Consider the following 25,424-nt stretch of genomic DNA (forward strand, 5'->3'; position numbering starts at 1 on the left):
CGCTCCGGCAGGTCGTGACGCTCGTTTGACGCTCCGGGCCGCCGAGAAGCGTGTCCATGGTGCCGTAAAGTGCTTCTGACCTGCGGCTATATCGGCTCCCTCTCGTGGTGATCTGTTTGCTATGACCTCTCATGTTGAGTGTGTCGCTGTTCTAGAGCCAGTGGCGAAGGGCGTCTGAGCTGCGGTTTTGCAGTTTGGTTGAGCTTGTTCGACCTGCTTTCGGGGCTTGGGCGTGTGCATCGTTTGGAGTGCGTTGCGCCACTCGATCTGATCTACGGAGCGGTGCTGGCGCGACGCCCCGTCCCACCGTTCTGTTCTAGTGACAGGTGGTGCTGTCTGCGGTCGCCTGTGGCGTCCCGACGGCTCGGTGGGTAGGTCATGTAGGCAAATTCGTGCAGGACCTTGGGTGGGCTCGTCCCGGACCCTGCTCGTTGGAGGATGTAGGTCGGCCAAGACGATGGCTTCGAGGATGGGCAGTCGCCAGTGCTTGGGGTGAATGGATGCGAGGAGTTGGTTGAAGGTGTCGAGCGAGTACTCGTCGTCGATGGACTCACCTCGGTCGGCCTCGAGCCGCGTTCGGATCTCCAGCCAGCGGTGTGCTCATTCGCTGATGTGTCAAACGAACGTGAGGAAAGCGGCAGCCGGGATGATGTGGATCTGACAGGTCTCGGCGGCGATGACTGCGGCCGTGCACTGCTGGGAGTCCAACACGACCAGTTCGCCGAGTATCTCACCGGCGTCGCGCACGGCAAGGAGCGTCCTTTCAATGATGACCCGATCGAGTCGACAGACAGAGAACTTCCGATCGACCCGACTGCCCCGCTGGGTCCAGTCCACGGTAGGCGGACGTTCATGCCATCATGGTGCCCATGGGGGACGTGAATCTGACCTTTGACGACGGCTCGGTGGTGCGTCTGCACCTGGCCCCGGTCAAGGAAACTGCTGCGGTCGGTGTGGCGGCGTATAGACAGGCCGAGGCAGATGAGTCTCTTGAGCTTCCAGCTGGCTTCGGCTCCGCGCAGCCTGTCAGCGTCCATGGCCGTATGACGCAGGCACTCACCCGAGGAGGCGAAGCCCTTACGGAAGCGCTCCGCCCGCTGGGTGGCGTTCTGGATGGGATTCATCAGTCCCTAGCGGATTCTGTTCAACGACCGGACGAGGTGACCGTGGAGTTCGGGGTGACTCTCGGCAGCGATCTGAGCCTGGGGGTCTTCTCAGGTAAGGGCGAGGCAAGCTTCACTGTTTCAGCGAGCTGGCACTTCACCAGAGGCGCAGGGCCTGGTCTGTCCCCCGATGGGCCGCTTCCCGCGAACGGGGCGGCTGCGTCAACCGTTTCGTAACGGAAGCGATGAGACGTGCTTCCTCCCCATCACGATGACGCAGCATTTCGCCGGTCGTTCATATCTGTCCTCGGACCGGACGGCTTCGTAGGCGCTGCCGTTCTGATCAGGGACTCCCTGGTCCTCACCTGTGCTCATGTCGTCAACTCGGCACTGGGGCGGGACGCCTTCGAGACCTCCACTCCGGGGCCTGACAAGGTCATCCGGTTGCGGATGCCTCATGTGGACCGCGACCGAGAACTCACGGGCCGTGTCGATCACACGATGTGGCGTCCGCCAAGGCCGTATGCCTCGGCGGGTAGTGGCGCTTCCGCAGCCGGAAGACTGCCGTACTTCGGCGATCTAGCCGTGCTCAGACTCGGAGAGCCAGCTCCGGACGGCGCGGAGCCCGCACCCTTTCTGCCCGAGCAGGGCGGGCATGAAGTCACCGCGCTGTGGGCCAGCGGCAACACACTGACAACCCTCCGTGCCCTGCCGCGTGCTGTGGCTGAGCCGTGGGTAGTGCTCGACGTTGTGGCAGGCTCGCTGGTCGGCGGGTACAGCGGCGGACCGCTCTGGGACCGGGACCGCGAGGCGGTGGTAGGGATCGTTGTCGCTGCCCATGTAACCTCAGGTGCGGGTGAGGGCTCGGCGTCCGCAGCCCCGCTGTACGCTATAGGTTTGCCCACGATCGAGGCCGAGCTTCCGGAACTCCCGCCGCTTGCCGTACCTATGGCAGGGCTGGGCCGGCAACAGATGTTGGCTGTCCTGGAGCAGCTCTTGCCGGGCAGCGAGTCTGTCCGCAAGTGTGAGGAGAGGCTGGCTGCCAAGCTCTGCAGGGAATCGGCAGGTCAAGCTGCGGACTGCTACCGGCTGCTTGCCCTCGCTCTGAGCGTGCGGCGCGGGATACCAGAACTGCTGGATGTCGTTCGGGACCACTTGGCGGATGCCGGAATCAGTGAATCCCCGGCCACAAGGTGGCTCTGGGAGCAGCTGCTGAGCGTGGCCCGTGTGGTGAGCGAGCGGGACGTACTCACCGTGCAACAGCGGCGTGATCTGGTCGGTCTGCTGGCCCACTGCCACGCCGATTCCGCGGACCTGCTCCGCTCGGTGCTTCCGTACGCCGATGTGCTGCCGCGAGCGTCCGGCCTCGTTGAAGTCACCGACCTCTTGGAGGGATACGACCCGGTTGCTGGGCGCTTGATGCCTCCTCTACTTCAGGCGGTCGTCAAGATCGCCCTCACGGAGGGTTATGTCGGCAACGCCGTGGCGCGCGACCTTGACGCCTGGGTGACGAGGGTGGCACTTCGACTCGGAGTACCAGAAGCCGCAGTCGCTCAGTTCCGCGAAGACGTCCGTGCTGCTCCCCATGATAGTGCGTCCGCTGTCGTAGGTCCCCGTGTCCAGGTTGAGTTGCTGCCCCTGGCCCCCGGCCATCGTTTCACCTTTCAGATCTGGGTCTGGGACGCCGAAGGGCGTCACGAGGTGGTTCTGGTACAGGACTCCGAGGTCTCCAGCGACCAAGTGGTCGAGGGGATCCGGAGAGTACTCCGCAATGAGGTACAAGAACACGTGGACCAAGCCCTGGTGGAGTTCTTCGTGGCACCCTCCTGGCTGCGACTTGACGTCGATACCTGGAAGTTGGCGGGGAACGAGGACGACAGCGACTTCCTGCTCGGTATCAGCCGCAGGGTCGTTCTGCGTAGTTCCAGCCGGACACGTGAGACTTACTCCGGCTGGAAGCGGCGTACCAAGGCCCTTCTGTCCTCTCAGCCCCTTGTCCTCGACCATCACTCGGCGGACCCCGCGGTCGCCCAGGCGCGGCTCGAAGCGACTCCGGACGCAGGCATCGTCATCATGTGTTGCGAGCAGGAGCACCAGAACCGAGTGCTCCGACAATGTCTCCAGGCCGGTGTGCACACCGTCCTGTGGCACCGGCAGAACCACGATGCGGAAACAGCCAAGAGGCTGCTCGACCTTCTGCAAGGGATCGGGCACGCTGACATTCCGGAGACGGTACGTCTCGAACGGGCTAGAGCATTGGTGGACCCCGAGTGTCTGACACATCATGGTCGCCGCTTGTCCCTTCTCTACGACGGGCCGGATCACAGGCCGCCGCCGCTCGCCCCCGATGCCTGGGCGCTCACTCAACCCTGAACCTCCATGTCAAGGAGAGCGACTGTGTCGCACAACGCTGCATCCGACCAGGTCCCCGGCGAGTCAGCCGAGGACTGGTGGGTGTTCCGCGGCCCGGCAGACCTGCCCCCTCCACCCCCCTGGCGGAGCCTCGCGGGCTCGAAGCAGACTCCGGCGGCTCAGCAGTACCTGTTGAGCCCGCAGCACGTGGCGGTCGTCAACGCCGCACTGCATCTGCGTCGTCCGTTGTTGGTCACAGGGCGTCCTGGCACCGGCAAGAGCTCTCTTGCTCATGCCATCGCTGAGGACCTGGGATTGGGCAGTGTACTTCGCTGGCCGGTCAACAGCCGCTCCACGCTGGAGGACGCCCTCTACCGCTACGACGCGGTTGGCCGGCTGCGAGAGGTGTCGCTGGAACGTGAGAGGCGCATGGCACGCGGCGTGCCGAAGAAGCTGCGGCACCGTGCTCGGGGCCGTCAGTCGGATATCGGTGAATATCTGCGGCTCGGCCCGTTGGGGACGGCTCTCGCCACTCCGGACCGCCCGCAGGTTCTGCTCATCGATGAGCTCGACAAAGCCGACATCGATCTGCCCAATGATCTCCTCGTGGTGCTGGAGGAAGCAGAGTTCGAGATTCCCGAACTCGCGAGGCTCCCCGAGGAGCAGCAGACCGTGAACGTCCTCGTCACCGGAAGCAGGAAGCGTGTCCAGGTCCACCGCGGCACGGTGTCGTGTCAGCACTTTCCGATCGTCGTCATGACCAGTAATGGGGAGAGGGATTTCCCGCCGGCCTTCCTCCGCCGCTGTGTACGCCTCGATCTGCAGGACCCCGACGAGCAGAAACTCCGCGACATCATCCAACTCCATCTGGGCCAGGAGGCACTTGCCGACGCGGAAGACCTCATCCAGAACTTCCTGCAGAGAGCGGCCACACAGACGCTCGCTACGGATCAACTCCTTGCCGCGGTACACCTCCGCGTGACGGGAGCCGATCTGAGTCGCGAGCAGCTGATCAACACTGTCATGCACCGTCTTGACGAGGTCTTCCCAGGATGATTGACCGTCTACGACGGATCCTGGACAGCCTCGGCCACCCACTCGGCAGTGCGGAGTTGCTAGACGTTCTCCTACTGGCCCGGACCATGGCAGCGAGCAGGAAGGACGTCCTCAGCACGACCGGATCGGGGGCGGGAAAGGAGGCCGATCACCAGGCCGACGACTCCTTGGAGCCCGCCTCAGATTCCGATCAGATGGACGACCTGGCGGAGGCGTCCGGCACAGGCCCGAAAGGCGGGGAGGAACAGCAGCCGGAAACGCCCTCACAGGGAAAGCGCCACATGCTCTTCTCGGATACGAGACCGCAGCAACCGTCGACTGGCTCCGCCGCTCACTCGCTAAGAATCCCTGGGCCTCGTGCCCTGCCGGGCGCGAACCACCTGGTCCGGTCACTGCGTCCGCTGCGTGAATACCGGGAGCATCCGCGTCGTACCGTCGTTGATGTGGAGGCCACGGTCCGGCTCGCCGCGGAGTCGGACATCTTCGATGTGGTGCTTCGCCCTACCCGTGAGCTACAGAACACTGCTGTTCTTCTAATCGACGACTCCCCGTCCATGCGCGTGTGGCGATCGCTGCTGTCGGAGGTCGGCCGTCTAGTGGAGCGCAGTGGAGTCTTCCGCACCGTTGAGATCCGTAAGTTCACGCCGGAAGAGCTGATCCGGCGGCACCGTGTGCGCAGCATCGACCCCTCCGTCGTCTTCCTGTTGACGGACGGTGTACATCGGGCCTGGGCGAGCTCGGCCATGGCCAACGCCGTCGCAGCCCTGGGGGCACGCGGACCGGTCACTGTCCTGACACCCCTGCCCCAGCGACTTTGGCGCGCCACAGGGTTCCAGCCGCAGCCGTGCCTCCTCAGGGCAACCCAGCAGTTCCCCGCGATACACGAGTTGTCCATGCTCGACCCCGTGACGGGGGAGTGCCTACAACTCGGCCCCGACCGTGTGCCGCTGCCGGTCGTAGCACTGTCACCGTCGTCGCTCGCCTCGTGGGCGCAGCTGATGACTCGGCCTACCGCTTCACAAATGATTGAATCCGCCCTGCTGGGGTCCCCACGTGCCAGCCCGCCGGCAGAGGCGGTGACCACAGATGAGAGTGCGCCGCCGGACAAGCTGATCGCCGCCTTCCGTGGATCCTTCTCCCCACAGGCCTACAGTCTCGCAGTCAGGCTCTCGGCCATCACGACGCTCAGCCCGCTCGTCATGCAGCTCGTGCGCACCGCCACCCTGCCCGAGGCCACGTCCACGCACGTGGCGGAAGTGCTGCTCGGAGGTTTGCTCCAGTGCCGGGACGACGCGGCCGGCACGCAGGAGCTCCCGGAGACGCTACGCGAGCACGACCTCTACAACTTCCGCCCCGGTGTGCGCGAGCTTTTGGCCACCGGGCTGAGCAGGGCGCAGACCCATGAGGTGACAGTGGCCGTAGGCCGCGCCCTCGCGCCCTATCTGGGCAGGCTGCCGGACTTCTCGGTCCTTGTGCCTGATGTGGCGGGTACCCACCGGATCTCCCAGGAGGCGATGCCTTTCGCAGCGCTGGCAGGCCCCCGCACAGATAGCGCACCGAGTCCTACGGCAGCGAGCGCAGCGGGCTCGGATATCGGTGGCCAGGAGACCTCTGCCGCGTTGGGCGGGGCCGCGCTGTTCCGGGCACCCGCTCGCGTTGTCGCGGCGGACGCTCTGAGGGGGTCGCTGATTCTGCGCCTCATCGAACAGCACGTGAGTGCCTTGGGGAGACGACCGACCGCTGCCCGGGTCCGCGCGTGGGAACGAGATCTTCCACAGCTGGCAGCCGCGCTCATGGACGTGGGTCTCGGCGAGGTCGAGATGCTAATCGAGTACGGACTCCCGATGAGCAGTTTCCACGTCTCCGTGGTCCTGGCAGGCTTGGACCCCGTCCACTCAGCTCCCTCCTATGTACTCGTCGAGTTGAAGCCGTGGACCCGGGCCAAACTCGATGAGGACGATCCGGTCCTGTGTTACGGGGATGCCACCTCGCGTCCAGTCCTCAATCCCGTCGAACAGGTACGGCGCTACTGCGAGTACCTGATCCGGGTCACCACAACGTTGTCCCGGAACCCGGAACGCGTCAGTGGAGTCGCCTACTTGCCCAGAGCCACCGAAGCAGGCCTGAGCGGGCTCCGTGAGCTCGAACGTGATGACCGGGTCCACTTGTTCACTGGTGAAAGACGCAGGGAGTTCCTCGACTATCTGCGTGCGAGGTTCAGCGACAGCCGGGCAGTAGAACGCGCGGCCGACGAACTCCTCCAGGCCACTTCCGTTCGTTCCGACCGACTCATGGCTGTCGCGGCGCAAGAGGTAAGGGAGCGGCAACAGTTCACGCTTCTGGACGAGCAGCAGGTCGCGTACCGCTTGGTACTCAACGCCGTGGAGAAGTCGAAGGACGCCGACCGCAAGGAAGTCGTCATCGTCACGGGCGGGCCCGGTACCGGCAAGAGTGTGATTGCTCTCCAGTTGCTCGGCGAGCTGTACCGGCGCGGCATCCCAGTGTTGCATGCCACAGGGTCGCAGGCGTTTACCCAGACGATGAGGAAGGTCGCTGGAGGCCGGAAGCGGGAAGTCCAGGACCTGTTCAAGTACTTCAACAGCTTCATGACCGCCGAGAAGAACAGTCTGGGTGTCCTGATCTGCGACGAGGCCCACCGCATTCGGGCAACCTCGACCAACCGTTACACCCCTGCCGCGCATCGGACTGGCAGGGCCCAGGTCGACGAACTCATCGATGTCGCCCGTGTGCCTGTCTTCTTCCTCGACGAACATCAAGTCGTCCGCCCGGGCGAGATGGGCACCGTGGCCGAGATCACGGCGGCTGCCCAAAGGAAGGGCCTGCCTGTCCGCGTGGTACCGCTAGGGGGTCAGTTCGGCTGTGGCGGTAGCGCCGCATATCTGAACTGGGTTGTGAAGCTCCTTGCGTTGGAGCCGGGCGGTCCGGCGCGCTGGGAGCCGGACGGCCGGATGCAACTTCTGGTCGCGGAAAGCCCGGAGGAGATGGAGGCGTTCCTTGCGGCTCGCCGATCCGAGGGACACAGCGCCCGCATGACCGCGGGCTACTGCTGGAAGTGGTCGTCAGAGCCCAAGCCGGGTGACCCGCTTCCCTTGGACGTGGTGATCGGTGATTGGGCCCGTCCATGGACCCTTAGGGGCGATCGCCCCGTTTCCGGGGCACCGCCTTCCGCCCTGTGGGCTACCGATCCGGCCGGCTTCGGACAGGTGGGCGTCATCTATACGGCGCAGGGCTTCGAGTACGACTGGAGTGGAGTCGTCCTCGGCCCAGACTTGGTCTGGCGGGGGGACCGCTTCGTCACGGACCGCACGTCTTCCAAAGACCCAGTGCTCAGACGGTCCGTTTCGGACGCTGAAACGGACCGGCTGATCCGCACCGCCTACAAGGTTCTGCTCACTCGCGGCTTGATGGGCACAGTCATCTACTCGACAGACGCGGAGACTCGCGCGCAGTTGCTCGACCAGGGGGCGCAGTCGCTGCATGGACATTCCAGTCGAGCTGAGGAGTCGGCCGTCGCCGCGCTCACGAATTGGCCGCACCGGCTCGCCGACCTTAGCCCTCGCATCACCGCCGGCTTTCATGAGACGAACGGCCGTGCAGCGGGTTTCTTCGATCGGTACCCGGGACCGGTCGAAGGCTGGCAGGACGTCATCCTTCAGGGCTCGTTCATCAGCGTTGCTACGCCGTTCCACAAGCAGCCTCCGGAGGGTAGAGCAAGAGGCATGCACGAAAGCGAGAGCTGGAATCATCTGCGCCTTGCGGCGGACGCTGTGCCGCGCACGAACTACCGTCCTACCGGGCCCCCCGCACGGTATCTCAGCGCCCAGGACCGCTGGGTGGACCACGAGCGGCTCACTCAGCTCCTGGGTGATCCGGCAGCTGTCCTGGCGGCGCATGCCGATGTCAGTGCGACCGATCTCGAATCGCAAGGGGGAGACTGCGACAAGGCCGCCGAAACAGTGCTCCGAGCCGTGAGCACACGGCCGTGCTCGGAGTTCTATCGAGTGGCATGGCGAGCCTTGCTCTCCCCCGACACAGAGCGGAGTCTGCATGCTGCACTCGTCCCGCCAGGGGCGAGCCACCTCCACACGATGCGCAGCGCTGCACTGCCGTCACCGCGGCTGACGGTACTCACAGCAGGATTCTTTGCTTCGCTTCCCTTGGACGACTTCCTCCGCAGATCAGGCCGCCACCGCCTGGACACCTCCGCCGTCGGGGACGCGCCTGCGCCCTCACCGGAACACCCCTTGGAATCAGCGCTGCTCCTGCGTACTCTCCGGCTGAACTGCCAGACCAATGCCTATGCTCCCCTCTGGGAAGAGCTGTACGACTCTTCCTGGCGCCAGGATGCCTGGGCCGCCTCCGCGCACTGGCCCGAATCCACGCCTCCACTCACCGAAGGTGTAGGCCCCACTTGGAATAGCGACGTCCCCCTCCGTACGGAGTTCGCCCGCAGGGCGGCCCTTGTGGAAATAGATGCCCTCGTCGCAGTCTGGCTTGGTATCAGCGCGGACGCATTAGTGACCGTATACGACTCCAGGTTCCCCGTTCTCCAGCGAAATGAGGAGAGCATGTGGTTCGACGCGAACGGTCGCCGCATCGCCGAGCTACGTCGGCAGCACGGTTACGATCAGCCTAAGGACGCCTGGAAGCAACTGAGTTCCCATAAGCACTTTCCGAGCGAATTTAACGTTCCTGACGGATACGCCGGCCCGCTCTACCGAGCACACCGCAAGGGCGAGATGCGGGAAGCACACGCGGAGTTCAGCCGCCGTCTTAGTGAGATCGGCCGAAGTCCGGGTGACACACGGCATCCGGACTTCCTGTGAACTCTCGCTTGATTTCCGCGCCGCCGGGATGAGCATCGGCACGGTGCGCAAGGTGACCAGCGTGAAATGGCCGCAGCCCACGCTCAGACCTGCCGACCTGCGCACCTTCCGAAGCAGTCGCCATGCCCGAGCCCGCATAGGAGCCGACCATCAGGGACTGTCCCATTCCAACGCTCAACGACTGTGTATTGGAAATGACTTGAGCCATGCCCTACTCGTGATGGACATTCAGCAGGTCGTCGTGGACACCGCTGACGACGGCTCCGGTTACCTGCCACGCCCGCGCAGGGCGACCAACGGGGTCCGGGCGGCGGATAGCCCTGTGACCTACGTGGTCATCGGGTTATTTCCCGGCTTCCCAGAAGTTGGGACACGCAACAAAGCTCTCCTTGTCATCGCACAGGCCGGCCTCTTCGTCGAGGGCGCCTCGGGCACCGAGATCCACCCGGAGGTCGCGCCCTGGCCGGGCGACGTGGTGGTCACCAAGAGACGTGCGAGCGTCCGCACAGCGGCTCGGCCGGCGTCCCCGGAAGCGCATACGGCCTCGTTCTTGCCCCCGGCGGCTCCCCGCCGGGGGCCGTCGTGCACCACACGGGACAGCTCACTTCCCCCGATTCGGTTGAAGTGGGGTAGCCAGCCGCACTTTCCGATCTCACCGCGGCCCTGACTCCCAATCCCACCGGAACGAGCGGTCTGCGTCTGATCACCTCCGTGGACGGGGCCCCGAGTATCTCGACATCAGCCTCGACCCTACCGGCGACTTCCTTGTCGAGCCGTGGGACCTGGCGAGTGAAATGAGTATCGGCCGTGACGCTCGTTTGACGCTCCGGACGCCCAACAGCAGGTCACCTGCCTTCGAAAACTGCACTTGACCTGCAGATTCTGTCGTCCCTGTGAGGAGTGACCTGTTCCCGATGACTCATCATGTGGAGTGCGTGGCGATTCTGGAGCCCGTCGCCAAGCCTTCCTGACCCGCGGTCGCGACACCCTCCGCGAACCGGCTTCGTCGCCGGGGGTCCTCATGCTGCCAGGGGAACGGCGACCCGCCCCGGGAAGCGTGGGGTCTCCGCCTCGTCGAGCATGGCGGCGGCGACCGTCTCGCGGCTGATGCGGGCCGGGAAGAAGCGCCTGGGGGTCTCGTCCAGTCCGACCGTGCGGCGCGTCGTGCTCGGCGGGCCGCCGGCGAAGGGGCCGGAGTGGAAGACGGTGCCTCCGGCGGCCAGTACGGCGGCGTCGGCGGTGACCTTGTCGGTCAGTTCCGCGCCCATCGCCTTGAGCAGGGTGCGGGTGGCGAGGCCGGCGGCCTGCGCGGACGGGCCCGTGCCGTAGGCGCCGAGCCAGATGACCGTGCCCGGGTGGGCGTCCAGCACCGCGCGGGAACCGGCGGTGAGGGCGCCGGGTTTGTCGCCCTTCGCAACGCCGAGGCCGGACAGGACAACCTCGCTGCCGTGCAGTGCCCGCGCGACGCTCGCCGGATCGCGTACGTCGGCGGCCACGCGGGTCAGCCGTGGTGAGTCGGGCACGGTGATACGTGCCGGGGTGCGGGCGAGGGCGGTGACGGTGAATCCCCGCTCCAGGGCCTGCCGGGTCAGGGCGAGCCCGACGGCGCCGGAGGCGGCCAGGATGGTCACGTGCATGACTTGTCTCCAGATTCCGGTTCTCGAACGGTGCGTGGTGCGTGGTGCGTGGTGCGTGGTGCGTGGTGCGGTCGTGTGGCGGTGACCGTGTGCCCGGTCAGACGATCGGGGCGAGGACCCGGACGGCCGGTGCGTGCAGGGGCGGCGGCGTGGCCAGGACCGTGTCGGCGCCCGGCGCCCACGGGGTGCCGTCGATTCGGGTGACCGTGCCGCCGGCCTCGGTGATCATCAGGGCGCCGGCCGCGATGCCGGGCAGGACGGGCTCGTACTGCCAGAAGACGTCGTTGTGTCCGGCGGCCACCAGCAGCATCGGGAACGTGGAGGGCACGCTGGCCCGCACCAGCAGGGCGTTGTCGAGCATCGCCGTGATGGACTGCCCGATGCGGCGGTACGTGCCCTCCTGGTCGGCCTCGGCCTGGCCGGTCACCGCTATCGCGGCGTCCAGGTCGGCCTTCGCGGAGACCCGCAGCGGGACGCCGTTGAGGTGGGCGCCCGCGCCGCGCAGCGCGGTGTAGGTGAGGTCGCCGACGGGCTGCCGTACGACGGCCAGCACGGTGTGGCCGTCGCGGACCAGCGCCACGGTCACCGCCCACTCGGGCAGTCCGTGCACGTGGTTGACGTTGCCCTCGACCTCGTCGACCACCCACCACTCGCCCGGCGGCAGCTCGGCGGTCTCGTACTCGTCGGTCAGCCAGCGTGCCTCGGGGCGCAGCGCGGTCAGTCGCGGGCGCAGGACGGCGAGGGAGGCCTCCCCGTCGGCCGTGCCCGCCCGGAACATGTCCTGGCGGCCGGCCGGACGGGCCCGCGTCGAGTACCTCGCCTCCAGGGCACGGCCGGCCTCGGTGGCGATGTCGATCACGGCGTCGAGCAGTTTCCGGTCCTGGGCCGGTGCGATCGGGGTCGGGCGGCTGCCGTCCGTGCTGGGAGCGGTCGTCTGAGTGGTCGTCATGATGCATTCCCTTCAGGGGAGTTGGGGTCTGTCCGACCCCTTCACGACCTCAACGCTACGAGCGCTTTCACATGATTGCCAGTGCACTCTTGTAAGGCCATCCGTTACCGTGGTGCATGTGGATCTGAATCTGCTGGTCGCCCTGGACGCCCTGCTGGAGGAGAACAGCGTGGCGGCGGCGGCCGAACGCCTGCACCTGTCCCCGCCCGCGATGAGCCGCACCCTCGCGCGCATCCGCAAGGCCACCGGCGACGACATCCTCGTACGCACCGGCCGCACGATGACCCCGACCCCGCACGCGCTCGCGCTGCGCGAGGAGACCCGCGAACTGGTCGCCCGGGCCACCGCCGTGCTCACGCCCGTGCGGACTCTCGACCTCGCGACGCTGGAGCGGGGCTTTACCCTCCGCTGCCACGACGCCCTCGTGTCGGCGCTCGCCCCGCTCCTGACCGCCGCCGTCGCCGACGCCGCGCCGAACGTCTCGATCAGGTTCCTCGCCGAGCCCTCCGTCGACGTCGCCGACCTCGCGCGCGGACAGACCGATCTGGAGGTGGGGGCCGCGGCGCCCGGGCGGCCCGAGATCGCCGCCATCGAAGTCGGCGTGGACCGGATGGTGGCCGTGATGCGCGCCGACCATCCGTTGGCCGCCGGTGCCCTCACCCCCGAGCGCTTCGCCGGGGCCGAGCACGTCACCGTCTCCCGCCGCGGACGGCTCACCGGCCCCATCGACGACGCCCTCGCCGCACACGGTCTGCGCCGCCGCGTCCGCACCGCCCTGCCCACCACCGCGGCGGCCCTCGAACTCGTCGCCGGCACCGGCATGCTCACCACGGTCGCCGAGCAGGTGTGCCGACCGGCCTGCGCGGCCCTGCGGCTGAGTGCCCGCCCGTTGCCCTTCGACCTGCCGCCCGTGCCGGTCGTCGTCGCCTGGCACCACCGCTACGACACCGACCCGGCCCACACCTGGCTCCGTACCGAACTCCTGACGGCCCTGCGCACCGTCCTCGGCGCACCGGCCCCCGGAGCGACCGACCTGAACCCGCCGACCGCCGACGGCACCTGAAGCCGGACGGAGTCGGACGGAGCCGGATGGAGTTGGACGGGGCGGTCCGGGCCCGGTCGAGCCGGGGTGCGGAGAGGCGCACCGGGTGGGGCGGACCCGGATTCAGGGCTGCTTCGCCCGTGCGGCTTCGAGGAGTTCGGCCAGTCTGAGGGTGTCGGCGAGGTAGCGGTCGTAGGGGAAGTCCTGTTCCCGCAGGCCTCGGCGGAGGGTGTCGGCGAGGGGTTTTCCGTTGGCGTGGTAGGTCTCGCGGCCCTTGGTGGTGAGTTCGACCAGGCGGCGGCGGGCGTGCCGCGGGTCGGTGGTGACGCGGACCAGGCCGTCCTCCTCCAGGGGGCGCAGGGCGCGGCTGATCGCCGGGTCGGAGACTCCCAGGGCCTGCGCGAGTCGGTGTTGGGTGGCCGGTTCCACGTCTTCCAGCGCGCCCAGCAGCCTGATCTGGCTGTAGCTGAGGCCGTCTTCGGGGTCGGTGTGGCGGCGGGCGAGATCGCCCAGCAGGGAGACCACGCGGTGCAGCAGGTCTGAGAGTCCGTCGTCCATTCGTGCAGCGTACCTCAATGTTGCAAAGTTAATATTAACCATGCAAGACTCGATGGCATGGACAACGCCTCGTACCTCGCGAAGACCGCACTCCCCATGCTCTGGCTGCTGGTGGCCGTCACCGGCGCGCTGATCCGTACCCGGCACAGCCCCTCCCGGCAGGCCAGGCTGGGGACCTGGCAGCGGTGGTGGGCGATCGGCGCGCTGGGCTGCGGAAGCCTGTGGATGACGGTCTCCTTCCTCGGGATGCCGGACACCATGGCCACCGCGATCGGCTTCCGGCGGACGCCGTTCGAGTTCGAGATCGCCTTCGCCAACCTCGGCCTCGCCATCATGGGCCTGCGTGCCGCCTCGTCCTCGGCCTCCGCCCGGGAACGCGTCACCATCGGCCTGGGCGCCGGGATGTTCCTCTGGGGCGCGGTGATCGGCCACCTCTGGCAGTGGTTCGCCCACGGCGACCACGCCCCGGGCAACACCGGGGGAGTCCTGGTCTACGACACGCTCATCCCGCTCGTCATGATCGCCCTCGCCCGCCGCGAACAGCGGCTCACCGCGACCGAGCGGCCGGCCGTACCCGCCCTCGTCTGAACGGCACCACGGCCTGTCCCTCCGGGAAGGGTCTCGTCGCCGTGACGACCAGGACCGCCCTGGTCACCGGGGTCGGACGGGCCACCGGACTCGGCCGCTCGACGCACTGGTCGACAACGCCGACGCCATGCCCGACTTCAGGACCCTCTCCGCGCTCGACGCCGACTTGGACGACGTACGATCCGCGCTCGACGACTCCCTCGTCGGGCCGTGGGTGCCGACCCGGGCGGTGCCGCCGCTGCCGCCCGCCGGACCCGCACCCCGGCCGAGAACGCCCACAGCCCTGATCGCGCGCCCCACCTGCGCCGCCACGACGCCTCCCGACGATGCCTCCCGGCGGCGCTTCCCGGCGGCGCTTCCCGCTGAGTTCACCACCGGTGGATTCCGTACCCACTGCTGAGACCCAGGTTCGGATGCCAGGATGAGGCGCCATGACGGCAGGGTGGGGTGCGCGCACGGTTCGGTCCGCGATGTTCGCGGCCGTCTGTGTGGTGCTCGCCGCCCTGGGCCACGTCCTGATGTCCGGCAGCCATGTGCCCGCCTGGGCGCTGGCCGCCGGGCTGGCCGCGACCGGCGCGGCCGGCTGGTCCCTGGCGGGCCGTGAACGCGGCCTCCCGCTGATCGTGACCCTCGTGGTCGCCGCCCAGGCCGCGCTCCACTCGGCGTTCTCCCTGGCCCGGCCCGCGACGGGGCGGCTGTCCATGGAGATGGGGTCCACCGGCATGGGCTCCATGCGTATGGGTGCCACGGACTCCATGACCGCCATGGACTCCATGGGCGCCATGGATTCCATGGACATGGGGCATCTGTCGGCTGCCCCCGCCGCCGGGGGCACGTCCTCGCCCGGCATGCTCACCGCTCACCTCATCGCCGCCCTGCTCTGCGGTCTGTGGCTGGCCTACGGCGAGCGCGCCGCGTTCCGGCTGCTGCGGGCCGTGGCCGCCCGGCTCGCGGCTCCGCTACGACTGCTGCTGGCGCCGCCGGTTCCTCCGCATCGCCCGCGGCCGCGTCCGCGCCGCCCCCGTTCCGAACGGGCGCCGCGGCTTCTCCTCCTCGTCCACGCGATCACCTCCCGGGGTCCGCCCGTGGGGACCGCTGTCGCCTGACGGCAGCCGGCACCCCGGGGCCGCTCCCGCGCGCCCCGGGCCCCGGCCGTACCTCCGCGCCGCTCCCGGCGCCTGGACGGCCGGCTCCCCTTTCACGGATGACCGAGAAGGACTCCAGGTGATCACTTCTGCCCTGTCCGCCGCGCCCGACGCGACGGAGTCGAGCGAGGACTCGCTGACCGGCTGGGCGCTCGCCGCCCGGCACGGCGATCCCGCCGCCGTCGACCGTCTCGTACGCGCGCTGCACCGTGACGTCCTGCGCTATGTCGCCCATCTCTGCGCCGACCCGCAGGCGGTCGACGACCTCGCGCAGGAGACGTTCCTGCGGGCGCTCGGCAGCCTGCGCCACTTCGAGGGCCGGTCCTCGGCCCGGACCTGGCTGCTGTCCATCGCCCGTCGCGCGGTGATCGACAGCTACCGTCGCGCCGCCACCCGCCCCCGCCTGTCCGACGTACCGGACTGGCAGCTGGCCGTCGAACTGGCCCAGCCCAAAGGGCTCCCGGGATTCGAGGACGGCGTGGCGCTGCTCGATCTGCTGGCCCTGCTGCCGGACGACCGCCGTGAGGCGTTCCTCCTCACCCAACTCCTGGGCCTGCCCTACGCGGAGGCGGCGGAGATAAGCAACTGCCCGGTGGGCACGGTCCGTTCACGGGTGGCGCGGGCCCGGGCCACCCTCCTGGACCTGCTGGCCGACGAGGGCGCCGTGTGCCGTAGCCGCTGATCCCCGTGCGTCAGTCGGCGGCCAGGTCCGGCAACAGGGCGCACATCGCCTCGCGTTGGGCCGGGCCGACGAACTGGGCGAGGGCCTGCCTGACCGTCTCGGAGAGGGTTCCCGACGCCTCCGTCAGCAGGCGTCGGGCCTTCTCCGTGAGGGCGACCTCGACCCCGCGCTTGTCCCCGCAGACCGACTTGCGGGTGACCAGGCCCGCGTGCTGGAGACAGGCGATCTGATACGTCAGCCGGGTCTTAGGGCGGCCGAGCAGCTCGGCGACCCGGGTCATGCGCAGCCCCTCGGGCTGCTCGGCGAGCAGGCACAGCACCAGGAACTCGTCGTGCGAGACGTCGAGGTTCCCCTTCACGACCGAGCGCAGCTCCTGCTCCACCGCGCCGGTCGCCGCCAGCAGCAGCATCCAGGCCCGCAGCTCGGGCGGGAGCAGTCCGCCGTCCGGCGAGGAGGGGCATCCGGGCTGGTCGGCAGGGTGCTCAGCGGGGTCGGTCATGCCTCCGATTCTACCTGTTGTCCAATTTTGGAGTAGGTGGTTGTCCATATTTGGATAATGGGCTAGCGTGAGGCTCATTCAAATTTGGACAACCAGAATCAGTGGGAGAGATCATGACCGTCGCCGTCGAGACCGGGGTGTGGCAGCTCGACCAGGCCGCCTCCACCGTGGGCATCAGCCACAGGACGATGTGGGGCCTGGTCAATGTGAAGGGCACCTTCGGCACCGTGAGCGGCCAGGGCGAGGTCCGCGCCGACGGGTCCGCCATCGGCACGCTCACCCTGGACGCCGCCTCCCTCGACACCAAGAACGCCAAGCGCGACACGCATCTGCGCTCCGCCGACCTGTTCGACGTGGAGAAGTTCCCGGAGATCACCTTCGCCGTGCGCAGCGCGGAGTTGCGGGACGGCGACGCCGTGCACGTCGTCGGTCAGCTGACCGTCCACGGCATCAGCCGCCCGCAGACCTTCACCGCCCGGCTGAAGGACGCGAGCGGCGAGGCGCTCACCCTGGACGCCGAATTCACCGTGGACCGCGACCAGTTCGGCCTGGGCTGGAACCAGCTGGGCATGCTGCGCGGCCTGACCACGGTCACCACCACGCTGCGCTTCCTGCGCACCGCCGCCTGACGGACCGTCAATCCGCGGGCTGGAGCCGGACGTCCGAGCTGGACAGCGTCTGCGGGCTCGCGGTGAACGCCCGCACCCGGATCCGGACCTTCTTGTGGGGGAGGGTGAACTTCCCCCCGGGCGGCCGGAGTTCGATGCGCTCGGTGCTGTGCGCGGGCAGCGTCGTCGGACCGCCCGCCTGGGACCAGAACCGGCTCATGCCCTGACCCGTGGTGAGCATGTAGTGGGGGGAGAGGGCGCTGTCGGAGGAGTTGGTGACCTGGACGGTCAGCCGGGTCACCACGGTCGGCGACGCGCGCCGCACCCCGGCCAGCCGCATGCTCATCGGCGCCGCTCCCGTCGCCGCCACGGCGGCGCTCGCCAGCGCGGGCGTGAGCAGCAGCACGGCCGCCGCGACCCGGAACCGGCGGCGGTGCGGGCCGGACAGCGCACGGGGGCGCGGCTGCCACGCGTCGCGGAACTCGGAGAGCGGTGTGGTGACCGCCGCCGCCAGCCACAGCGGCGTCATCATCAGGTAGTAGCCGTCCTGAGAGCGGGTCGCCAGATAGAAGGCGCACCACGGCAGGACGGTCGCGGCCGGGCCGAGCCGCCGTACGAACAGCACGAACACGGCGAGGAGGCCCGCCGCCAGCAGCATGCTCGCGTGGGAGTACCAGTCGAGCCGGTCGCTGCCGTTGGTGAAGTACAGGGAGATGTCCACCAGGCCCTGGCCGTGCACCACCGCGCCCTGGGTCAGCGGCAGCGCGATTCCCGCGATCCAGGTGCCCGGCTCGTGCACGATGAAGTACGTGTTGATCAGCAGCCACGCGGTGAGCGCGACGGCGACGATCCGCAGCAGCACCAACCCCGCCTGCCTGGCGCCGAGTTCACCGCGCCGCACGGCGTAGATCCCGGCCAGCAGGAACGGCGTGAGGAACCAGGGGAGTTGCTGGGCCGCGCAGGCCGCGCCCAGACACGCGGCCTGGGCGATCCCGGCGGGACCGAGCCGGCCGCCCCTGCCGATCCGGGGCCAGCGGATCACCACCGGCACCAGCAACGCCATGGCCAGCACGGCGGGATAGCCCTGCCGGCCGTACGTCGGCAGCAGGCCCAGGCCCAGGCAGGCGATGGTGGCCGCCGAGCGCCACTGGGTGGGCAGCAGCCGCCACATCAGGACCGCGCCCGCGATGAGCGCACCGGTGGCGACGGCCGTCGCGGGCGCGCCGCCGTGCCCGATCCACAGCAGCGGTACCGTCAACAGGGCTTCCAGCGGCGGATATCCGTAGGTGTAGTCGTAGCCGCCGGACACCGTCGGGGTCAGCGCGACACCGCCGGAGTGGAAGAGCCACGGCCAGGGCTGTCCGTAGACCGGGTGCCCGGCGGCCAGTTCCTTGGCGGCCTGGGTGGTGAGGACCGCCTCGTCGCCGCCGTTGTGGAACACCGACCACGCGGCCAGCGTCAGCAGGACCGCCGTCACCAGCACGGCGAGGTCGATCCGGGCCAGCGACCGCGCCCGGCGCACCACCAGGGCCAGCACACCGCACACCAGGATCGAGACGTAGCAGAGCGAGACGGCCGCCGCCACGACGAGCCGGTGGCTGGCGGCCTGCGTCCACACCGGCCGGACGCCGATGAACAGACTGATGTCGGCGAGCAGGGTGAGGATGCGATGCCACTGCGCGGGAGGTTCCGGGGCGGACACCGCCGACTGTGTCCGCCGACCGGGTGTCACCTGAGGTGTTTCTGCCAAGTGCACGACACAGGAGGCTATTCGGCGCCGGTGAGCGGGGTGGCGCGCAGCGTGAAGAGTCAGGTGTGAGGGTGGTAAGAAGTCCGATTTTGGTAGAGAAAGCCGCAAAAGCGAACGTCATTGTTCAACTGACCGAAGCCATCGGTTCATTCAGTAAACATCGCGCACATACCGTTTGGCCGCCGCCAGTTGCTTCACGTACGAGGCCGCCTCCGCCTCGTCGAGCCCGCCGTGCGCGACTGCGATGTCACGCAGCGCCCGGTCCACGTCCTTCGCCATCCGCGAGGCGTCACCGCACACGTAGAAGTGGGCGCCCTGCTGCAACCAGTGCCACAACTCCGGCCCGTGCTCCCGCATCCGGTCCTGCACGTACACCTTGGCCCGCTGGTCGCGGGAGAAGGCCGTGTCGAGCCGGGCGAGCGCGCCCTCGCCGAGCAGCGCGGTCAGCTCCTCCTCGTAGTAGAAGTCCGTCGCGCGGTGCTGCTCGCCGAAGAACAGCCAGTTCGGCGCCGAGTGCCCGAGCGCGCGCCGCTCCTGGAGAAACCCGACGAACGGCGCGACACCCGTGCCCGGCCCCACCATCACCATCGGCGTCGCCGCGTCGGCGGGCGGCCGGAAGTGCGGCGACCGCTGCACGAACACGGGTACCTCGGTGCCTGTCTCGGCATCGGCCAGGAACGGTGAGCAGACCCCGCCGCGCGGACGGCCGTCGAGATTCTCGTACCGCACCACCGACACCGTCAGCGACACACTGTGCGGGTCGACGAGCGGGCTGGAGGAGATCGAGTACAGGCGCGGCTGAAGCGACTTGAGCACTCCCGCCCAGTCCTGCGCGGCCGCCTTCACCGGATACTCGGCGAGCACGTCCACCGCCTGCCGCCCCCAACTCCACTGCGCGAGCCGGTCCTTGTTGTCCGGCCGCAGCAGCTTGCGCAACTCCCGGTCGTCCCGCGCCCGTTCGGCCACGAACCGCAGCAGGTCCGGGGTGATCCGGGTGATGTCCAACCGCCGGTGCAACGCCTCGGCGAACGGGACCTCCCCCACCCCCTCCAGCGCTACGGCCGTCCGGGCGTCGGTGCCGGTGGCGGCGAGCCACTCCTCCACCAGGGAGGGGGAGTTGACCGGCCGCACGCCGAGCGCGTCACCCGTCTCGTACGCCAGGTCGGTGCCGCCGGTGTCGAGGGTGAACCGGCGGACCTCCTTGCCCGCGCCGGGGCGGCTGAGCAGCCGGTTGCCCACGAGCCGGGCGGCGGTGAGGGTCTGTTTCGGGGTGCGGGGCCGCGGTGTCGGGGGCTCGGTCTCGGTCTCGGTGTCGGTGCCGAGCGCGTTGAGCACCTGGCCCAGCCACGCGTCCGCCGAGGGCTCGAAGTCCGGCTCGCAGTCCGTGCGCGGGGCCAGCCGCACCCCGCCCAACTCGTCCAGCCGCGCGTCCAGTCGGCGCCCGTGCCCGCAGAAGTCGTCGTACGAGGAGTCGCCCAGGGCCAGCACCGCGAACCGCACTCCGTCCAGCCGGGGCGCCTGCTCGGCGGCGAGCGCGTCCCAGAAGCCGGAGCCGTTGTCGGGGGCGTCGCCGTCGCCGAACGTGCTGGTGATGAAGAGGAGATCGGCGCCGGGCGGCAGCGTGCCGACGTCGGCCTGGTCCATGCCGAGCAGACTCGCCCGGTGCCCGGCCGAGCCGAGCCGTTCGGCGGTGGCAGCCGCCAACTCCTCGGCGTTACCCGTCTGCGAGGCCCACAGCACGACGATCTGCCGCCCGTCCTGCGGCTGCCGCTGCCCCTCCGGCGCGGGAGCGGCCGTCGACCGCGAATACATCCCGGCCAGAACACCGTTGACCCACAAGGCGTGTTCGGCACCGAAGGGCGCGTCCGGCGGAAGCGTCGGCACTCCCGGGGCACCGGACTCGATGCCCGCGAGGAAGCCGGTCAGGTAGACGCGTTCCTGTGCGGTGAGCACCGGCGGGGGAGCGGGGTCGAGTCCGAAGGGATTCGCGCCCGGGGTCACCGAGGTCGGCTCAAGTGCCTGCGGCCGTACCTCCGTTGCGGCCGGTGGCGCGCTCGCCACCTTCGCCATCGACACCGCGCAGACCTTGAACTCCGGCTGGAAGGAGACCGGGTCCACCGCGTCGCTCGTCACGGCGTTGACGCTCAGGTACTCACCGAAGAGGTCGTTCCAGTGGAAGGGCGCGAAACAGTTCCCGGGCCGCACCCGGTCGGTCACCACGGCCGGCAGCACCGCCCGCCCGCGCCGCGACGCGACCTCCACCGAGTCGCCCTCCGCGATCCCCAACTCCCGCGCGTCCTGCGGATGCAGCTCCACGAACGGCCCGGGGTTCAGCTTGTTCAGCTTGGCGACTTTGCCCGTCTTCGTCAGGGTGTGCCACTGGTGCTGGAGGCGTCCCGTGTTCAGCACGAACGGGTAGTCGTCGTCGGGCAGTTCGGCGGCCGGCAGATGCGGGCGGGCGTGGAACACCGCCCGTCCACTGGCCGTCGGGAACCGCAGCTCACCGCCGCCCACGTACCGGATGGGATTGCGCTCCGGCCCGTCCTCCGCCGCCGCCGGCCACTGCACCGGGGTGGCCCGCAGCCGCTCGTAGGTCACCCCGCGCAGGTCCCACCCGGTCACCGGGTTCCAGAACTGCCGTATCTCCTCGAAGACCTGCTCGGCACTGTCGTAGGAGAAGCCCTTCTCGTAGCCCATCGCGCAGGCCACGGCCGCGATGAGCCGCCAGTCGGACATCGCCTCGCCGGGTGGGTCGACGACGGGGCGGGCGAGGGTGAGGGTGCGCTCGCTGTTGACGAGGACGCCCTCCGACTCGGTCCACAGGGCGCCGGGCAGGACGACGTCGGCGTAGGCGTTGGTCTCGGTGTCGGTGAAGACGTCCTGGGTGACGACGAACTCGGCTGCTTCCAGGCCCTCGATGACGGTGCGTCGGTTGGCGACGGAGGCGACCGGGTTGGTGCAGATGATCCAGCAGGCCTTGATCTCGCCGTCGGCCATCTTCCGGAACATCTCGACGGTGCCCCGGCCGACACCGTCCGCGCGGATCGTGTCCGGCGGCAGCCCCCACACCTCCTCGGTGAACTCCCGTTCCGCGTCGACCAGTACGGACCGCTGGCCCGGCAACCCCGGTCCCATGTAGCCCATTTCACGGCCGCCCATCGCGTTCGGCTGGCCGGTGAGGGAGAACGGGCCACTGCCCGGACGGCAGATGGCGCCCGTCGCGAGATGCAGGTTGACGAGGGCGTTGGTGTTCCAGGTGCCGTGCGTGGACTGGTTGAGGCCCATCGTCCAGCAGCTCATCCACTCGCCCGCCTCGCCGATCAGCCGGGCCGCCGTCCGGATGTCGTCCTCGGCGAGACCGGTGGTCGCGGCGACGGCGTCCGGCGGGTAGTCGGCGAGGAACCCGGGCAGCGCCTCCCAGCCCTCGGTGTGCGCGGCGATGAACTCCTGGTCGGTGTGCCCGTTCTCGTGCAGCAGGTGCAACAGGCCGTTGAGCAGGGCGAGATCGGTGCCCGGCGCGATCTGGAGGAACAGGTCGGCCTTCGCCGCCGTGGCGGTCCGGCGCGGGTCGACGACGATCAGCTTGGCGCCCGCCTTGACCCGCTCCATCATCCGTAGGAAGAGGATCGGATGGCAGTCGGCCATGTTCGAGCCGATGACCAGGAACACGTCCGCCCGCTCGAAGTCCTCGTACGAACCCGGCGGCCCGTCCGCGCCCAGCGACGACTTGTAACCGGCACCCGCACTCGCCATGCACAGCCGGGAGTTGGACTCGATCTGGTTCGTCCGCACGAACCCCTTGGCCAGCTTGTTCGCCAGATACTGCGCCTCCAGGCTCATCTGCCCCGAGACATAGAAGGCGACCGCGTCCGGCCCGTGCTCGTCGACGATCCTCCGCAGCCGGCGCGCGGTCTCGGCGACGGCGTCCGCGACCGGCGCCGGCACCGGCTCCGCGCCGCGCTCGTCCCGGACCAGCGCGCCGGTCAGCCGGCCCGGCGCGGCGAGCATCTCGGCCGTGGTCGCGCCTTTGGTGCACAGCCGTCCCGCGTTCGCCGGGTGCGCCTTGTCGCCGGACGCCTTCAGGACCGTACGCCTGCCGTCGGGACCCGCGCCGACGTTCAGCAGCATGCCGCAGCCCACACCGCAGTACGAGCAGACCGTTCGTACCTGCTGCGTCCGGAGGCTCGTCGTCATGCCGTAGACGCTACGAATTGCCCGTTACGCCGATGTCACGCGGCTCGATCATGAGGGGTTACGCGCGCTGCACAACGGGCCGGGGGCCGGTGTGAGATGCGGCCGATCTTGTCGCGGAGTGTGTCGCTGTTGGGCCGAACGGGTGACAGTGCGCAACAATTGCCGGATGCAGACTGCCAGCGCGACCCAGGACGGAGCATGCCGGTGAACAGCCACGATGTCACCGACGAACAGTGGGAGGGGCTCGCGCAGGTGGTGCCGCTGCGCGGCCGGGACGCCTGGCCGTCCGCCGTGGGCCACCGGGCCGTGCCCGAGGCCGCGACCGAGCCGCGCCGCCGCTTCGTGGTCCTGCGCGTGAACGTGTTCGGGGACGCCCGCGAGGTCGCGGAGACCCTGATGGCGGGCATACCCGTGCTGCTCGACCTGACCGGCGCGGAGGGCGAGGTCGCCAAGCGGGTGCTGGACTTCAGCACGGGTGTCGTCTTCGGCCTGTCGAGCGGGATGACCCGCGTGGACCGGAATGTGTTCCTGCTCACGCCGCCCGGCACGGAAGTGCGCGGGCTGATGGAGGGGGCGGGGGTTCCGGGCGTGTGAGTCCGCCCGCTGCCGGGCGCGGCGCGGGCCGGTCCCCCGATCGTAGGAAGGTCGCCGGGAGGGAACGGTTCGCCTGACGGCGGAGGCCTACGGTCCGGATATGGCCCTGCCCCCACAGTCCCCGCGGTCCCACCTCCCGCAGCCCGCCCCGCCGTGCGAGCCCCGCGTGCCCGCGCAGGCCGCCGCGCCCCGGCCGGTGCCCGCCGCCGACCCGGAGGCCGAGGCCTGCCCCGACCGGCCGCACCTCACCGAACTGCGGCTGTCGGCGTTCGCCGCGCACCGGGGGGCCGGGTTCGCGCTCGGGCCGCTCACCCTCTTCGCCGGGCCCAGCGGCTGCGGCAAGACGAGCGCGCTGCGGGCCTACGAGGCACTCGCGCGCCTGGGCGGCGGAGGCGCGGTGGGGGAGGTGTTCCCGGACCCGGTCGCCTGCGTCCCGGACCGGGCCCGGCCCGACGCGCAGCGGCGGCGCGGGTTCCGCATCGGCTGCACGGCGGACGGACCCGAGGGCCCGGTACGGCTCGATGTCGCCGTCCAGGCCGAGCCCGAACTGCGCATCGTGGGCGAGCGGTTGACGTCCGGCGGGCTGGTCCTGCTGGAGACCGCCCTGCGCGACCCCACCCGCCGCTTCGTCCAGGCCGCCTGGCACACGGCGGGTTCCTCACCGGTCACCCGGGCCCCGCTCCCCGACGACCGGCTCGGCACCGCCCTGCTGCCCTTGCGGGTCGCGGGCAAGACAGACGGACAGCGCCAAGTCCTCGCCGCCGCCGAGCAGATGGTGGTCGCCCTGCGGTCCGTCTTCGCCTGCGACCCGGTCCCCGACCGGATGCGCGCCCCCGTGCCGATCGGCGACGGGCGGCTGCTGCGGGACTGCGCCAACCTCGCCGACGTGCTCTGGCGCACCCGCAGCGAGTGCGCGCGACGGCACGGCCAGCTCGTCGCGGCCGTCCGCGCCGGCTGCGCCCCGGTCGTCGCCGACGTGCTCGCGGAACCCCTGGGCGACGGCACGGTCCGGGCCGTGCTCGACCGGGGCGACCGGGTGCGCACCGGCTTCGAACGGCTCGGTGACGGTGAACTCCGGTACGCGGCCCTCGCGTTGGTGCTCCTCACCGGCCCCGGCGTCCTTGAGGTGGACCCGCCGGGCGAGGTCCCGGCCGCGATGCGGACCCTCACCGTCCTCGCCGACGGAATCGACCGGGCGTTGGACGTACGGCAACGGGCCGAACTGCTGCGGCTCGCCGCCCGGATGTGCGAGCGCGGGCACATCCGGCTGGTCGGCGCGGTGAGCGACGCGTCTTGGGCCGAACAGGTCGAGGGGGTCACGGTGGTACACCTGGTGCCGTGACAGAACATCTCGACGTGGCGAAACTCCAGCGCAGGCTGGCGGAGTTCGCCGCCGCCCGCAACTGGCAGCCGTACCACACGCCCAAGAACCTCGTCGCCGCGCTCAGTGTGGAGGCCTCCGAACTGGTCGAGATCTTCCAGTGGTTGACCCCCGAGGAGTCCGCGCGGGTCATGGACGACCCGGACCGCGCGCACCGGGTGCGGGACGAAGTCGCCGACGTACTCGCCTACTTGCTCCAGCTGTGCGAGGTGCTCGGCGTCGACCCGCTCGCCGCGCTGGAGGCGAAGATCGACCGGAACGAGGACAGGTTCCCCCGGCCGTAATGGACAGGTCGGGGGAGCGGGCGCGTCCATTTTCACTCTCCGGAGTCATTAATCTGTCCGCAACCGATTTGTTGTCCACAGATTTCCGCCTTCCTCTGGCTTTTCGCCTCAGGGACTCTCACTCTGGGTAGTGGACAAGGGAGTTCGGGCGGACG

General features: G+C 69.3%; 19 protein-coding genes and 3 pseudogenes. 15 read left to right on the forward strand and 7 right to left on the reverse strand.

All coding sequences use genetic code 11. The features are described 5' to 3' along the window. Positions 1-615 precede the first annotated feature (615 nt). Positions 616-747 carry a hypothetical protein gene (locus ACIQPR_RS41275; protein WP_403660041.1) on the reverse strand — a complete coding sequence of 44 codons (132 nt, stop codon included), beginning with the start codon at positions 745-747 and terminating at the stop codon, positions 616-618. A 122-nt stretch (positions 748-869) separates the two neighbouring features. Here ACIQPR_RS41275 and ACIQPR_RS41280 point away from each other — a divergent pair, with 122 nt between their 5' ends. The 6 genes and pseudogenes from ACIQPR_RS41280 to ACIQPR_RS41305 all read left to right on the forward strand — a co-directional run. Beyond that, positions 870-1,340 carry a CU044_2847 family protein gene (locus ACIQPR_RS41280; protein ID WP_403660044.1) on the forward strand — a complete coding sequence of 157 codons (471 nt, stop codon included), beginning with the start codon at positions 870-872 and terminating at the stop codon, positions 1,338-1,340. A 15-nt stretch (positions 1,341-1,355) separates the two neighbouring features. Beyond that, positions 1,356-3,476, forward strand: coding sequence for a trypsin-like peptidase domain-containing protein (locus ACIQPR_RS41285; protein ID WP_403660047.1), 2,121 nt, complete (start codon positions 1,356-1,358; stop codon positions 3,474-3,476). A gap of 6 nt (positions 3,477-3,482) precedes the next feature. After that, positions 3,483-4,511, forward strand: coding sequence for an AAA family ATPase (locus tag ACIQPR_RS41290; protein ID WP_403660050.1), 1,029 nt, complete (start codon positions 3,483-3,485; stop codon positions 4,509-4,511). After that, a pseudogene (locus ACIQPR_RS41295) lies at positions 4,508-5,947 on the forward strand (SAV_2336 N-terminal domain-related protein); the annotation flags it as partial. The gene ACIQPR_RS41290 and the pseudogene ACIQPR_RS41295, both read left to right, overlap by 4 nt. Positions 5,948-6,145: 198 nt before the next feature. Beyond that, positions 6,146-7,984, forward strand: a pseudogene (locus ACIQPR_RS41300) (DNA/RNA helicase domain-containing protein); the annotation flags it as partial. A gap of 1,573 nt (positions 7,985-9,557) precedes the next feature. Then, positions 9,558-9,857, forward strand: a pseudogene (locus tag ACIQPR_RS41305) (isochorismatase family protein); the annotation flags it as partial. Positions 9,858-10,377: 520 nt separating this feature from the next. On the opposite strand, the gene ACIQPR_RS41310 reads toward ACIQPR_RS41305, so the two are convergent. Continuing rightward, positions 10,378-10,995, reverse strand: coding sequence for an NAD(P)-dependent oxidoreductase (locus ACIQPR_RS41310; protein WP_403660053.1), 618 nt, complete (start codon positions 10,993-10,995; stop codon positions 10,378-10,380). A gap of 97 nt (positions 10,996-11,092) precedes the next feature. Continuing rightward, on the reverse strand, positions 11,093-11,944 hold the full coding sequence (locus ACIQPR_RS41315; RefSeq protein ID WP_403660056.1) for an inositol monophosphatase family protein: 852 nt from the start codon (positions 11,942-11,944) through the stop codon (positions 11,093-11,095). 118 nt (positions 11,945-12,062) lie between these two features. Between ACIQPR_RS41315 and ACIQPR_RS41320 the strand changes: the two genes are divergently transcribed. Then, positions 12,063-13,007, forward strand: coding sequence for a LysR family transcriptional regulator (locus ACIQPR_RS41320; RefSeq protein ID WP_403660059.1), 945 nt, complete (start codon positions 12,063-12,065; stop codon positions 13,005-13,007). A gap of 102 nt (positions 13,008-13,109) precedes the next feature. Here the strand turns inward: ACIQPR_RS41320 and ACIQPR_RS41325 are convergent, their stop codons facing one another. After that, on the reverse strand, positions 13,110-13,544 hold the full coding sequence (locus ACIQPR_RS41325) for a MarR family winged helix-turn-helix transcriptional regulator (RefSeq protein WP_403660062.1): 435 nt from the start codon (positions 13,542-13,544) through the stop codon (positions 13,110-13,112). A gap of 57 nt (positions 13,545-13,601) precedes the next feature. Here ACIQPR_RS41325 and ACIQPR_RS41330 point away from each other — a divergent pair, with 57 nt between their 5' ends. From ACIQPR_RS41330 to ACIQPR_RS41345, 4 genes are all read left to right on the forward strand, one after another. Continuing rightward, the gene (locus ACIQPR_RS41330) at positions 13,602-14,132 is read left to right on the forward strand and encodes a DUF6790 family protein (protein ID WP_403660065.1); all 531 of its coding nucleotides are present in this window, start codon (positions 13,602-13,604) and stop codon (positions 14,130-14,132) included. 127 nt (positions 14,133-14,259) lie between these two features. Then, positions 14,260-14,532 (forward strand): hypothetical protein, encoded by a 273-nt coding sequence (locus ACIQPR_RS41335; protein ID WP_403660068.1) that lies wholly within the window; start codon positions 14,260-14,262, stop codon positions 14,530-14,532. A 31-nt stretch (positions 14,533-14,563) separates the two neighbouring features. Then, positions 14,564-15,238 carry a hypothetical protein gene (locus ACIQPR_RS41340; protein ID WP_403660071.1) on the forward strand — a complete coding sequence of 225 codons (675 nt, stop codon included), beginning with the start codon at positions 14,564-14,566 and terminating at the stop codon, positions 15,236-15,238. Between the two features lie 118 nt (positions 15,239-15,356). Then, positions 15,357-15,959: a sigma-70 family RNA polymerase sigma factor gene (locus ACIQPR_RS41345; protein ID WP_403660074.1), complete on the forward strand. Its 603-nt coding sequence runs from the start codon at positions 15,357-15,359 to the stop codon at positions 15,957-15,959. A 10-nt stretch (positions 15,960-15,969) separates the two neighbouring features. On the opposite strand, the gene ACIQPR_RS41350 is transcribed toward ACIQPR_RS41345, so the two are convergent. Next, the gene (locus ACIQPR_RS41350) at positions 15,970-16,458 is read right to left on the reverse strand and encodes a MarR family winged helix-turn-helix transcriptional regulator (protein WP_403660077.1); all 489 of its coding nucleotides are present in this window, start codon (positions 16,456-16,458) and stop codon (positions 15,970-15,972) included. Positions 16,459-16,571: 113 nt separating this feature from the next. Between ACIQPR_RS41350 and ACIQPR_RS41355 the strand changes: the two genes are divergently transcribed. Next, positions 16,572-17,087 carry a YceI family protein gene (locus ACIQPR_RS41355; protein WP_403660080.1) on the forward strand — a complete coding sequence of 172 codons (516 nt, stop codon included), beginning with the start codon at positions 16,572-16,574 and terminating at the stop codon, positions 17,085-17,087. Between the two features lie 7 nt (positions 17,088-17,094). Here ACIQPR_RS41355 and ACIQPR_RS41360 read toward each other — a convergent pair whose 3' ends face one another. Together ACIQPR_RS41360 and ACIQPR_RS41365 are read right to left on the reverse strand one after the other, a co-directional pair. Continuing rightward, a complete protein-coding gene (locus tag ACIQPR_RS41360; protein WP_403660083.1) occupies positions 17,095-18,768 on the reverse strand; it encodes a hypothetical protein in 1,674 nt (557 codons plus the stop codon). 198 nt (positions 18,769-18,966) lie between these two features. Next, entirely contained in the window at positions 18,967-23,010 is a 4,044-nt protein-coding gene (locus ACIQPR_RS41365) for a molybdopterin-dependent oxidoreductase (RefSeq protein WP_403660086.1), read from the reverse strand. A 198-nt stretch (positions 23,011-23,208) separates the two neighbouring features. On the opposite strand from ACIQPR_RS41365, the gene ACIQPR_RS41370 reads away from it, so the two are divergent. From ACIQPR_RS41370 to ACIQPR_RS41380, 3 genes are all read left to right on the forward strand, one after another. Then, positions 23,209-23,604 carry a cell division protein SepF gene (locus ACIQPR_RS41370; protein WP_403660088.1) on the forward strand — a complete coding sequence of 132 codons (396 nt, stop codon included), beginning with the start codon at positions 23,209-23,211 and terminating at the stop codon, positions 23,602-23,604. A gap of 100 nt (positions 23,605-23,704) precedes the next feature. After that, entirely contained in the window at positions 23,705-24,946 is a 1,242-nt protein-coding gene (locus tag ACIQPR_RS41375; protein WP_403660091.1) for an AAA family ATPase, read from the forward strand. Beyond that, positions 24,943-25,269 carry a nucleotide pyrophosphohydrolase gene (locus tag ACIQPR_RS41380; protein WP_403660094.1) on the forward strand — a complete coding sequence of 109 codons (327 nt, stop codon included), beginning with the start codon at positions 24,943-24,945 and terminating at the stop codon, positions 25,267-25,269. Before ACIQPR_RS41375 ends, ACIQPR_RS41380 begins: the two co-directional genes overlap by 4 nt. Positions 25,270-25,424 lie beyond the last annotated feature (155 nt).

It is taken from the genome of Streptomyces sp. NPDC091280 (genome assembly GCF_044768565.1).
Classification (GTDB): Bacteria; Actinomycetota; Actinomycetes; order Streptomycetales; family Streptomycetaceae; genus Streptomyces.